At 48.4% G+C, this 12,465-nt stretch carries 10 protein-coding genes; 8 read left to right on the top strand and 2 right to left on the bottom strand.

Going from position 1 to position 12,465, the window contains the following annotated elements; all coding sequences use genetic code 11:
• Positions 1 to 48: 48 nt before the first annotated feature.
• Both I2C21_RS09710 and I2C21_RS09705 read left to right on the top strand, forming a co-directional pair.
• A complete protein-coding gene (locus I2C21_RS09710; RefSeq protein WP_195279162.1) occupies positions 49 to 3,519 on the top strand; it encodes a DEAD/DEAH box helicase family protein in 3,471 nt (1,156 codons plus the stop codon).
• On the top strand, positions 3,516 to 5,603 hold the full coding sequence (locus I2C21_RS09705) for a hypothetical protein (RefSeq protein ID WP_195279161.1): 2,088 nt from the start codon (positions 3,516 to 3,518) through the stop codon (positions 5,601 to 5,603). Before I2C21_RS09710 ends, I2C21_RS09705 begins: the two co-directional genes overlap by 4 nt.
• On the opposite strand, the gene I2C21_RS09700 is transcribed toward I2C21_RS09705, so the two are convergent.
• Both I2C21_RS09700 and I2C21_RS09695 read right to left on the bottom strand, forming a co-directional pair.
• Positions 5,585 to 6,106 (bottom strand): DUF6076 domain-containing protein, encoded by a 522-nt coding sequence (locus tag I2C21_RS09700; protein ID WP_195279160.1) that lies wholly within the window; start codon positions 6,104 to 6,106, stop codon positions 5,585 to 5,587. The genes I2C21_RS09705 and I2C21_RS09700 overlap by 19 nt on opposite strands.
• Positions 6,107 to 6,147: 41 nt before the next feature.
• Positions 6,148 to 6,597, bottom strand: coding sequence for a zinc ribbon domain-containing protein (locus tag I2C21_RS09695; RefSeq protein WP_195279159.1), 450 nt, complete (start codon positions 6,595 to 6,597; stop codon positions 6,148 to 6,150).
• Between the two features lie 481 nt (positions 6,598 to 7,078).
• Here I2C21_RS09695 and I2C21_RS09690 point away from each other — a divergent pair, with 481 nt between their 5' ends.
• From I2C21_RS09690 to I2C21_RS09665, 6 genes are all read left to right on the top strand, one after another.
• Positions 7,079 to 7,696: a TetR/AcrR family transcriptional regulator gene (locus I2C21_RS09690; RefSeq protein WP_195279158.1), complete on the top strand. Its 618-nt coding sequence runs from the start codon at positions 7,079 to 7,081 to the stop codon at positions 7,694 to 7,696.
• 189 nt (positions 7,697 to 7,885) lie between these two features.
• Positions 7,886 to 9,322 (top strand): DUF6138 family protein, encoded by a 1,437-nt coding sequence (locus I2C21_RS09685; protein WP_286167257.1) that lies wholly within the window; start codon positions 7,886 to 7,888, stop codon positions 9,320 to 9,322.
• An 18-nt stretch (positions 9,323 to 9,340) separates the two neighbouring features.
• Positions 9,341 to 10,432, top strand: a complete 1,092-nt coding sequence (locus tag I2C21_RS09680; RefSeq protein WP_195279157.1) for an ankyrin repeat domain-containing protein — start codon at positions 9,341 to 9,343, stop codon at positions 10,430 to 10,432.
• Between the two features lie 12 nt (positions 10,433 to 10,444).
• A complete protein-coding gene (locus I2C21_RS09675; RefSeq protein ID WP_195279156.1) occupies positions 10,445 to 11,293 on the top strand; it encodes a DUF2262 domain-containing protein in 849 nt (282 codons plus the stop codon).
• Between the two features lie 52 nt (positions 11,294 to 11,345).
• Positions 11,346 to 11,672 carry a DUF5713 family protein gene (locus I2C21_RS09670; RefSeq protein ID WP_015565826.1) on the top strand — a complete coding sequence of 109 codons (327 nt, stop codon included), beginning with the start codon at positions 11,346 to 11,348 and terminating at the stop codon, positions 11,670 to 11,672.
• 122 nt (positions 11,673 to 11,794) lie between these two features.
• Positions 11,795 to 12,439 (top strand): hypothetical protein, encoded by a 645-nt coding sequence (locus I2C21_RS09665; RefSeq protein WP_353654796.1) that lies wholly within the window; start codon positions 11,795 to 11,797, stop codon positions 12,437 to 12,439.
• Positions 12,440 to 12,465: the final 26 nt, after the last annotated feature.

Genomic DNA, 12,465 nt, shown 5'->3' with positions numbered 1-12,465 from the left:
TGATTTGCTATTCTTATGATAAAGTCATTATAAATTCGGAGGTCACCCATGAGATATGAACTTGAAAAATACTTCTCAAATCCATGTGAATCCAGTGGGCTGTTAATTGCAGAAGCACCTACCGGATATGGAAAGACATACGAAACAATCCAGGCAATTTATCAGTATATCGAAAAAGGCGGATCCTCTCAGGTTCTATTTATTACAACCCTTCTTAAAAATTTGCCCGTAGATGAATTGCGGAATCTCTATGAAAAGAATGGCCGGGGTGTGCTGTTTGAAAAAGAAGTATTGGTTCTGCCCTCTGCTGAGTCAAGTGTGGAGAAGGCTATTTTAACAGAAAAAATTCCATTGGAGTTCCAGACAGACGCATACCAGGAACTTTTATCTGCCTGCCGGAAGAAAAAACAATATCAACAATTTGGTGAGGCAGGCAAAGATATAACGAAATACCTTGGAGATCAGATCTGTAAAACACTGGAACCTCAATTTCGGCATGAACTGGAAGACCGCCTTCGAAAGGATTTTCCGGAGGGATCAGGGCCCCGGCTGGATGCAATCCGAAATAAGGAAAAATACAAATGGATGGCCAAATTTTATCCCTCTGTGTTCTGGTCGGAATATAAGGTGCTTCTGTTATCTGTGAAGAAGCTCATGGCACGCAATATTTCCCTGGTAGAGCCTAGCTTTGCTTGTCTATCTGAGCGGATGCTGAAAAACAGAATTGTATGTATGGATGAGTTCGATGCTTCACGGTCGGTTATCTTAGACAGCTTGATCGATCGGGCACTTGATCTGCGAGCAGATTATCTACAATTATTCTTGCAGGTTTATCGGGGTGCGACTACCCATCAAGTATGCAATGAACTGCAGACAGTCCGAAAAGCTTATGAGGCGGGGCAGACCCTGACATGGGAAAAACTCTTAAAAGAAGCGCAGGATATTTATCAGGAAGGTGCCCTCTATTACAGCATGAAAACCGTAGACATGGCAATCGATAAAGGAAGAAACTTTCTATTTCACGACACCTCCTACCACACTGTTTTGGACGGGAATCGCACACACATACGCGCGGTGTGCAATCAATCCGATGCGCAAGTGCAGATTCACTTCGAGGCAAAAGATGAGTATGATGCGCATCAGGATGAACCGCGCATTGTGCTTCAAAATCTGTTGCGGAGAATCCATGTATTCTTGCTGCGTTTTCAAAGGTATGTATACGGATGGGCCAAATCCTATGCCAAACTGGTCAACACACGCAGGCCACAAGAGGAAGACTCCTATACCATAGCTGCTGCGACAGAAAGCATTTTTCGGCAGTTCGATTTGACATCAGAGCAAACACGCCTCATGTCAGAAGAACTTGCAGACAGCACGGGTGGGCGATCCCTACAAGATGTGATTTCTCCCGATCTGTCCTTTTATGAAACTGGATTTCGTCTTTTTGAATTTATTGACGATGACCATCATCGAGCCCAAACCTATTTGCAGTATCTGCAGATGAGAAATACACCGGAAAATGTTCTGCTATACCTGTGTTGCCAAGCGAAAGTGGTTGGTCTCTCCGCAACGGCAGCACTGCCCACCGTCCTTGGAAATTATGATTTGAAGTATATAAAGGAACAACTGAAAGAACATTACCATGAACTTTCCGATGAAACAAAGGCCTCTATTCAGAGCGGGCTGGAAACACTGTGGAAGCCATACAAAGAGGGCAGAATTCAAGTCAATTTACAGGTGGTAGACCGTGGCAAGGATCACTTGTTGCTCTCGGAACGACTGAAAGATATTTTCTCTCAAAAAGCGCTGGCGCAAAAATATACACATCGTTTTACCGCTTTGGGTAGCGAAGAATACGTCCAGAAGCGGTATTGCAATATATTGACAGCGATGAAAGCATTTTGGACACACCCAGACATTCGTGCGTTTCTCTGCCTGAATCAAGTATTGCCGACGCCAGAGAAACGAGCGATGGATGAAAATCTACTGCGGGATGCATTAGAAGACCTGCGGAAAGCATATGCCCCACAGGCCATTGGAGAAATGGTTATCTTGCGCAGCGGGGAGCAGTTTGAGGCAAACAAAGACTGTTTGCTGCAAGCTTTGCAAACCGGTGCCAAACGATTTGTGTTATCCAGCTACCAGACCCTTGGGGCGGGGCAGAATTTGCAGTATCCAATTCAAGATAGTAGTAATCTGGTTACACTAAATGCGGAATATGACGAAAAAGATCCCCGATTTCAGAAAAAAGATTTTGATGCTCTATATTTGGGAGATGTCACACATACCGTTGTGAATCTAAATGAGGATGGACCTTTGAGCGGGCAGGAATTGATGAAATTCTGCTTTCAGGCAGAGTGTCTCTATGAAAATGATGAGATCTCCTACCGCACATTGAGTCGTCTTCTCAAAGATGGTATCGGCCGTTTTTCGGGGAGACGCGTCCTAAATGCTTTTGCTCAGAGCATCTTACGACAAAGTGACAGTGTTCACGGACAGATTACGCGAGATGTCATCCAGGCAGTGGGGCGTATGGGGCGGACTTTCTTAAAAAATCCGTCTGTGTATCTATTTACCACAGAGAAAACATTGTATGACTTAGATCTCGCCTGCTTGAATGGACGTATTTTAAGTCCGGAGATGGAGGTACTGCGGAAGGCACGAACTGAGTTGGGCGGTAGAGAAACCTGTATGGATCATGCCCACAATGAAGCAGAACGCAAAGCGACCAGAGGCAATACATACATATTGCGGATGTTAAATGTCGACTGGACCGAGGAGACGATGGCGCTTTGGAAAGCCCTGCGTCAAACAGTCCTTCAATACCCCAGAGCCGGACTTGATGTCTTGAATGGCAATCCTATGATACGAACCTACTATATCCCGCTGGCGCAGGACAGACACTGCTATTTCTATGCGCAAAAAGGAGACTTCTCGGAAGTTATCCTCTCTTTTAACCAAGACAAAATGCAGTTTGCGGCAAGTCTCCCAGAGGGACTGTCTCCCTCGACCGTAAGTGAAGAAGAAGCGCGTCTCGCGCAAATCCTGTTGTATCCGGGATTGAAGGAGTATTTTATCCATCATGGATGGGCTACCGAGTTTGGAACTGGTCCATATATTATGAGCCCGGTTCTGTTCCAAAATATTTATAAAGGAGCTTTGGGAGAAGTGGCCGGTAAGTTTATTTTGGAGAAGGAACTGGGAGTCCCACTACAGGAAATAGAAGATCCGGCGAAATTTGAATCATTTGATTTTGTCGCTGATGGAGATGTATTCTTTGATTTTAAGCACTGGAAATGGAATATGCAGGTAGAGGAACGGCCAATGCGGGAAAAAGTTCTGGAAAAATTGGATGCGGTAGGCGGCAAAAGAGCGTTCATTGTAAATCTATTCTCAGATGGCGTGTCGAGACCGTCATGTAGCAAGGACGAGCGTCTCGTTGAAGTACCGGGAATCCTTCTTCCGACCGGCCAACTTGATCCGTCCGCAGTGGACTATATAAGGAGGTTTCTATTGTGATTCAGACCAATCAAATGGAGATTGCTTTTGATTTTGAAGCAATTGCAAGGGATTTTTCAATTTTTGAAGCAAGGCGAGATCAGGGTAATTATTGGAAGAGTAGGGTTCCAGATGTCGCCTTACAGGAGTGCAGGGCATTGGCCGTCGTGTATGAATGGGGGACAAGTTGCTATATCTTATATCATCGGGCTTCCGCTGAACAATACTCGCTTAAACAGGCGCTGGGATGCTGTGAAGATAATGTACGGGTACAGGAAATCTCAGCGCAGGAGTTGGCTAAAACGAAAAAACACCTTTTAGTCCAATTACTCTGTAATGCGCTTCCCAGTATCCAAACAAACGGGGAACTATATCATAATGTGACGGGGAAGCTGTATTACATGAACCCCGGCTGGTTTTACTACCGGAAAGAAGTATTGGCCAGTTTTTGGACACTCCAGATTTCATTTACAAAAGACGGTTGTGTTAAGCTGGATGTAAAAACCTTTAGCAATACCCGAATCAAACAAGACTGTAAAAATAAACCTCAGTATCTATTTGATCCGGAATGCTATATACTGCGGCGGGCATTGCGAGATGATCCAGGTAAAAGTACAGATCACTTCGTAATTGGAGCGCTTAATCAAAGACGGAAGAACACCGTGTCATTTTTGAAATTTGGCTCATTACCCGATTATCAAAATTGCAAAGTCGGAATTTTACATCAGTTTTTGCGAGATGTGCGGACATCATTATCTCCGTATTTATCTTTGAAAATGGTTTCTCTCGATGAAAGTACCCATCTGGGAGTATGTGGCTCAGTTGATAGTATGACAGGAATCAGAAATCGTTTGAGAGAGACACCCCTATATCTGGAGGATACGGTACAAAACGAGCAATCCCGCACATTAATCTCCATGCTGCGTTATGAACTGGCGCAATATAGTGGGGTTACCTTTATGGAGGGAACTCCAGGAAAAGACGATGCACTGCTTCGGATCATACACTATCCTCTGTTTTACGAAGATCATCCGGAAGATGATGCATATTTTAAAGCGCCCAAGCATTGCATTGTACAGCATATAACGGTCGAAGATTTTCAGCTAACAGGCATGAATGCGCGCAGAACAAAAGAAAAAGAAGACCACAAACTGCTAAAAGTGATCCAGGAACTTGCCATTAAGATCGATATAAGCCGGCGGCAGATGAGCTGCTATGATTGGGCCAAGCTTGGAATCAATAGACCGGTTACATTTGTTATGGCATGTTCGGATTCTAAGGACCAAAGCAAACCGATCTGTTATGATATGTTCCGCATACAGCCGGGCGGAGAACTATATTTTGAATCGTGGCAGCAATCTTTCTGTGAAGATAATTCAGAACGAGAGAAAATCTCCGCAGCGTTTGAAACACCCTATGGAAAGTTCGATACTACCATCAAAGGTCTTGTCTATGAAGAGGAAAACAACATCCATATCATTTACGACACGGACCGTTATACTCTTCCCAATATGCAAGATCTCGAACGGGTTCTTAGCGCGACGCGAGATGATGAACAAATCTCGGCCAAGCCGCTTGTAGAAACAATACAGAAATACGCTGATAGCTTATCCGGCAACGAGAGAGCGCGGTGCGAAATGATTCTGGATGAAATCAACCAGTGTGGTATGCAAGTTAGCAGAAAAGAATTGCGGCATATTCTCAATTTGAGGAGTAACCTGGGCAAGCAGATCAACCGATTCATTTTTGAGGAAACCGGCGTTTTAATCGGAAATGCCCTCAAAAGCGCCCGAAATAAAGAAGCACTTTTCGGCGGGGTGTTAGGAATTCGCCATTTTTGTAAAGATGGTGCCCAGTACTACTACTCCGGATATCTTGGGAAATCCTTAAATCGGTCGTTCCCTCATGCCTGTAAAATCCGAAAGGTTTGCTCAACCGGTCAGACATTGGAATTCCAGGCATACCTTCCTCTGCTTGAGGTTGATTTCATACGTGCAAATGGATGGACGGTCATTCCTTTCCCGTTTAAGTATTTGCGAGAGTGGAAAGTGCAGCAAGAGCGGTTCCGGAGTTCTTCCACCAGTTCTCATATTCCTCCAGAGTGATATTTCTGTTTCATTTCTCTGGTCTGCTCACTCCGGGTGTAGAAATCCGTGTCAGAGATACGTCTAGCCTTGATCCGCGCAAAGCGTTTCTTATACTCCTTGCAGTATGCCTTGAATACTAGATTGTCAAACCATTTCTTTGCCCGCTGCTGGAGGAGGTCTCCGGTCTCACGGCAGGTCTTCTGTCCTTCTGTCACTGAACGCTCACGGTACTCCGCGCTGACCCGTCCGGTCTGCGGGAAGTAGCGGCCACAGTTCTTGCAGCGCCGCACCGTAATGCCTCTCTCAACACAACTGCGTAGAGAGTAACCAATCATGTCCAGAATGCTGGCGGAGTACAAAACCGACGAACACTGCCCCGGCGCCACTGGCTCAAAGCTGAGAGGAACGGGACGAAAGGGAAGCAGGTCAGGATCCTTCGGCCTATCGTAAAGATAGTGCATAGCCGCCTGTTGCTGGGGATCACGCCCTGTGCTGTCCCCATCTTGAATGACACAGAGCAAAAATACCTCCCTCTGAAACCACAGATTTCAGAGGGAGGTATTCATGTCTCAGGCTGTTTCCAGTGGTTTAGTTTTGGCAGCTGGGCTTCAAAATAGGCTCTAACTTGCTCCAGGGGCCAGGCTTCATTGGACATATGACTCTCCAGGAAGTTCAGCAGTTCCTCAAGGCTTGTGTAGACGAATTTCCCGTCGGCATAACACCATTTGCAGTACTCCTCGTTGAAGGTGCCGTCCAGCTCCCGGCTGATATTAGCATCCTCCAAGGGCATACCACAGCACTGGCAGATCAGCTGCCTGGGCGAACCCAGCAGGGTGTTGATGGAGACATCAAACAGCCTGGAGAGCAACTTCAGAGTTTCTGTGTTGGGCACCGTTTCACCGGTATCACAGCGGGAAACCGCCTGACGGGTCACATGCACTTGTTCCGCCAGCTGCTCCTGGGAGAGTCCGTGCCTGGTGCGCAGTTCCAAAAGGATTTCTTTGGTTTGCATGCCGATCACCACCTTGCTCGAATTGTACCACAGCGGGAGCAAAAAGCAAAGCAACTGGCTGTTGCCCTAATTTTACTTTACTTTCACACCAGGCATATCAGTATTTAACAAGCTATAAACAAAGAGGTAGAATTCTCTTTTTTGTATTATTTCTAATACTTTATAGTCGTTTTTGCTCCATTCCGCTTACTCTTTAGCACTCTTCGGATGGACTGTTTCCGTGTGTTCCGAGCCGCACTGTGGCTGAAAATGTGGTCAGCGCAATGATTGAGGGGTTCTGTATCTCTACCTCACAGGATGGTTTTAGTACACTGCTAACAAAGATTACTCCGGCATCTCAAACGCATCCTACTATGCCCCCCGGTGTATTGCACCGGGGGACTTATTTTTTGGAACAGTCTTGCATTTCAATCAAGTTTCGCTATAATACAAATAAAGACTATTTTTTAATTTTATACTTTATATGGGGAGGTGACGGCTTGTGGCAAGAAAGGCGTATTCTGATGAGGAGAGGGCACAGGTAAAGGAAGCCCTGATGGTCACCATGATCCGGTGTATCGCCGACCGGGGATTGATTCACAGCAGTATTGATGTTCTGTGCAGAAAAGTGGGGATCTCCAAGACCTTCTTCTACAGTTTCTTCTCATCCAAGGAGGAGTTGGTACTCCATGCCTTGCGGTACCAGCAACCCAAGTTACTACAGTATGCCCGGTCCTTGATGGAAGACCCCGGACTCAGTTGGCGGGCGGGAGTGGAGACCTTCCTGAAAAACTGTTGCTACGGGGCCAAAAGCGGAGTTGCCGTTTTGTCTATTGAGGAGGAGCAGCAAGTACGCCACTGCCTTTCCGAGGAGAATTTTCAGGCGTTCCGGCGGGATCAGATTATTTTTTATGGAAAGCTGCTTTCCGTCTTTGGCCTCCCTGTGGACAGTATTGATCCCCGGCTGTTTGGCAATCTGGCCCTCAGCATGATGATGGTACACAAAGCCATTCCAGACACCATGCCATTTCTATTCCCAGAGGTGGCGGAGGACATGGTGGACTTCCAGGTCAGGGCTCTGGTGGATGAGATGGAGCGGGTAAAAGAGGATGTTCGGTAGGTGAAAGAAAATGGATAGAGATGAGTACCCATGTCCAAGCGGACGGGAAAGACAGCAGAATATCGTCAGACACAGAGCCTTGGGATACAGGTCTTGGTTCTGTACGGCCTTTTCGCGCCCTACGTCAGCCTGTCCAAATGACAGGGTGTCGCGGGGCGTTTTTTATTGTTCGGAAAGAGGTGGCCTGATATGAGTTTACCAAAACGAAATAGTGCGGACGGGCGCTGTTACTGGATGAAGCCAGAGGTACAGGAGGAACTGCAGCCGCTCTTTGACCAGTGCATCCAGGATGCCATTGACGGGAGAATCACGCGGCTTGATTCCCTCTGGCCACCGGTCGTGGTCAGCAGCGAAGGCGCGCCCTTTGAGGTGTGGCAACTGCTTCGGACATGGACCGAAGCGCAGCGGGCTGAGACCCTTGACGCGGAAAAGGCCATCGCCTTCAGCGAAAACCTGCGCCGCCAGAGCCGGTGGGGTGAAATTGACCACCATTTACTTGATATGCTGAAACGGGAGCTGCAGGAGAAGTATTTTGTCGTGACAGGCAATGAAGATGACCACCGCTGGAATCGGGAATACTCCCTGAAACCAGGTATCCGTGCAGAGGAGGTCCCGGAGCCGCTACTGCGTTTCGCCTGCTATGTGGCAGTGAGCTATAAGGTATATGGTATGGACTTTGAGTATCTGGACACCAATTATCTCTTGGGCTTGGTGGAGAAAGTCCGTCCTGATATGGTGAAAAAGCTCCGGGAAAATGGAACCGGCAGGCTGCCGCTCCACCTGCAAAAGAGGAAAACAGAACACTTTACCGCATCGGCCAACGACGCCTTTGCCATCATCCGCATCACCGCCAGGGACAGCACGGAGGAATGCTATGCCGAAGTGCTGGATTATCTGTGTGAGCTTCTGGAGCAGGAGGACTTTCCCCGCAGCTATGCGGTGGAGTTCAAAGGGCCGGAAAAGAGGTATCTGCCCATCACGGGACTGCCCAAAAAGGGAGTAAGCCAGCTCTTTGCCTGTGCCGTGCAGTACCCCGGCCTCCACCCCCTGATGGAACGGTACGCCCGGCTTGCCATGCGGCAATATGAGCAGTACACCAATCTCAGCGATGAGCAGTGCGCGCTCCCCGGAAGTTTTGCCGTGTTCGCCCTGGGAATGCTGGGGCAAGAGTGGCGGCAGCTGGTATGGGATTATCTCGATCTCTGTGATGATGAGCACTCCCACTTACAGGAAAAATTCCTCCGGGAGTATGTGAAACAGTTCGGATTTACCGCCGATACCGTCCCTGTATTTGTCCGTGGGGTGCTGTCCATGCAGAACATGAAGTATTCCAAGGACTATGCCGCGTGGATGGCAAATGCAGAAAGCCTAGACGCTCTGCTGGAGGCAAAAGTCCATCTGGCTGAGATCGTCCCCAGCGGTTTTTCCTCCGACGAGGATGACGATGATGACGAGAATGAGGAACCCACCCAGGAAACAGAAGCCAGCCCGGAGGAAGTGTTGCAATACGCATGGGAAACGGTCTGCTATGTGATCTGGGGCAAAGCCAGCGCCAAGGGTGGTCAGAAAGTGGTGGAAGCAGCTCCGGAGGAACTGAGAGAAAGGTATCAGGAAATTTTTCAATAGACTATAAGGAGGACTCGGATGAGTGAAGTAAGCTATTCAAATGTACCTCCCATGATGGCTGCCATCAAAAGTGGTGACATAGAGGCGATTCGTTCCCTGCTTCACGCAGGGCATTCTCCCAATGAGCCACAATGCTATCAGGTAATGATTGGAGATTGGCCGCGGGATGACGAAGCCTCTCCGCTGGAATTGGCTGTACTGGAAAATCGGATGGACATGGTACAGCTCCTGATCGAATGCGGAGCAGATTTGACCCATAACCCGGAAGAATTGCTTTGTGGTTCCCTGCGCAGTCAAGACCTAACCCTGTTTTCCTTTTTGGTAGATGTGGGAGTCAGAATCCCCGCAACGCAAAGGGATATATGCAGGCTGTTTCTCCACTTGGTGGATCGGGATGAGCCTAATGTACTCCCCATTTTGAAAAGGATGGGCATGGATTTGAAACAATACGGCGGTGAAGCCCTGCGCAGTATGGCGAGCCATGGAAATCAGCTGCTGGTGGAGTATCTGATTCAAAACGGGGCGGACATCAACTATCACAAGCCAGATATGGTGTTTCCCTACGCTTCGACTCCTGTCACTGAAGCTGCACGGCACAACGATTTTTCTATGGTGCGCTGGCTTGTGGAACAGGGTGCAGACATCACCATCCCGGATAAATACGGTGACCGGCCCTACACCGTGGCAGTACAGAACAAAAATCAGGAAATGGCGGCCTACTTAAAAGCTCTGGAGCCGGAGGAATGGCATAACGAACAGGAAAAAGCGCGTCAACTCATGCCTTACAAGCTGCCTGCCAAGCTGGTGGAATACTTAAAGACCGGCCCCTTGCGTCTGGAATTTCCAGAGCGGGAACTGGTGAAATGGGCGGAACTGTACCCCTACATGGATGTACAGGAGATGACCTGGAAACGGAAAAAGTTGCTCTCCCTTATGGCGAAAATGGACAATTACAGCGACTATTTGCTGCTGTGGAGTCCCAGAGATAAGAAACTCTGGTATCTGGACATTGAGCATAAGGAGTTTCATCCGTTAGCCAAATGGGAGGAATTTATTGCTGATCCCGGAAAATATCTTAATGGAATGATTGAGGGCGAGTTTGAGGAATAAGGAGCTAACGCAATGTTTGAGGAATTTTATCAAAAATATGAGACTGAGGAGCAGGAAGTGATTGCCCTGATTCGTAAGTGCATTGGGGCTGGGTACCATAAGAGCGATAACAGTGACTTTTGGGAGATGACTGTCATTACACTGGGTATGGTGTTCTGCAATACCGGCAAGGTCAGCATTAAAGAAGGTCGGCTGAAATGGCCGGTTACGGAGGAGGAACGCAACAGTGAAAAGAGCTGGGGGCGTTTGCAGCAAGGGCAGATTTGCCGTCTGAAGGTACGCAGATTGTTGGATGGGTTGGTACCTGAACACACCACTCCGGAACAGTTCAACAGCTGGGCTGTTATAGATGTGCTGGAGCCTTCTGTCCCCTGCCCTCCGTTGGAGGCAGTATGGGAGGAATACCAGAAACCCGTAAACATTGAGGATGAAGTTCTGGGAACTTTGAAACTGAACCGGGACTTCGGGCTGCTGGATGGCAAAATCTTGTGGAACGAAAAGGAAGTCTCCCTTGCACTGGAAATAGATCTGGAGGATGCGGAAACCTGGGATACCGTCCGCAGCATTGCCCACAAAGTTATGGCAGACCGCGAAAGCTGGGACAAGTCCATGCGGGAATTTGCGGCAAAGGAACTGACCGGGCTGGCCAATGAGTGGCAGGCAGATGACGATGAGAAGAAAAATGCTGATCCCATTACAGAAGAAGGATTTGCCCAGCGCATTACTTTGTCAGAACTGAGCCTTACTTATGAGGGTGACTTTACGGCCTATTTTGATGACGACGATATGTTCTGGGGACACACTGTTGAGGTTTGCGGCTCCCTGGAAAATGGGATAGAGAGCGCCAATATTGCGGGATAACGGTTGCATAAGACATACAAGCTGATATTTGAATGTGAAAGGAGAAATCATGATGAAAGCATTTGACCCGAATTACAAACTGCTGGACGAGATGTATCAGGATAATTACTATCCAGTTTTTCTGGTAGATAAGGTCAGGGACGAGCTTCAGAAGGTCATTGACCTGCTGGAGAGCGGCGAAACGGACACCGAAGTGATACAGAAAACGCTGGATAAGGCGGTCTGCGGCATCAATGATCTTCAGGATGAATTTTACGAAAACGACAGCGAGATTGAAACGGTGGCCCGGGATTGTATTGGAGACACCGTTGCCTACATTCTGGAGTGGTTCGGTATCCCGATTGATATGGAGGAGGCCATCCGAGAACGGGACTGGTGATCTTTATGAAAATAGAGCCCCCTCATAGCACCGCTGTTTTCTGGCGCGGCGGAGAAAAAATTGAGCTGAATGGGCTGGAACCGGATGCGGTACGGTGTCTGTCTGTGACGGGAGAGCGGAAGGTGAATCTGTCCTTCCTACGAGATTATCCCAATCTGGAGGAACTGATCTTAATGGAAAAGTGTGAGGGTGTGGAAGTTCTCTCCGAGCTAAAGCAGCTTCATACACTGTCCCTATGGCTGTCGGCCCCTGTTTCCTGGGACAATGTTTCGCTCCCCGGCCTGCGTGTCCTCCACCTGCGTGGGGAAAAGAATGGCGACATTACCCCGCTTCTCTCCAGCATTACCGATCTCCATTTGGAGGAAATGCGGAAAACGGAAGATCTCACCCCTTTCCTGACTCCGGCGACCCGGCTTCAGAAACTCTATCTCCAGTCACTCCCATCTGTGCAGAAACTACCGGCTCTGGATGGGCTGCCTTCCCTTTATGCCCTGAAACTCTATGAGTTGCATAAGCTCAGCGATTTGTCCACCCTCTCTCACAGCCATTTGCGCTACTTTGCCGCCACTCTGATTGCGGATAAACTCTCCGCCCAGGCGCTGGCAGATGCTGTGATGGCGATTCCCGATCTGGAGGCAGCCGCGCTCCAGCTGGTAGACCGCTCCGGGCGGCGCTATGGCGGTATCCAAAAAGCCTTTGCCGCCGCTGGGAAGTCCCCGCTGTTGCGGGAGGAAATCAGTGCTTTGACCACATGGCTGTCGCTATGATGTAGGAAATGGGAAAAGGAGAAACT

Source organism: Clostridium sp. J1101437_171009_A5 (assembly GCF_015547905.1).
Taxonomy (GTDB): Bacteria; Bacillota; Clostridia; order Oscillospirales; family Oscillospiraceae; genus Pseudoflavonifractor_A; species Pseudoflavonifractor_A gallinarum.
This window is presented reverse-complemented; position numbering and strand designations above follow the sequence as displayed.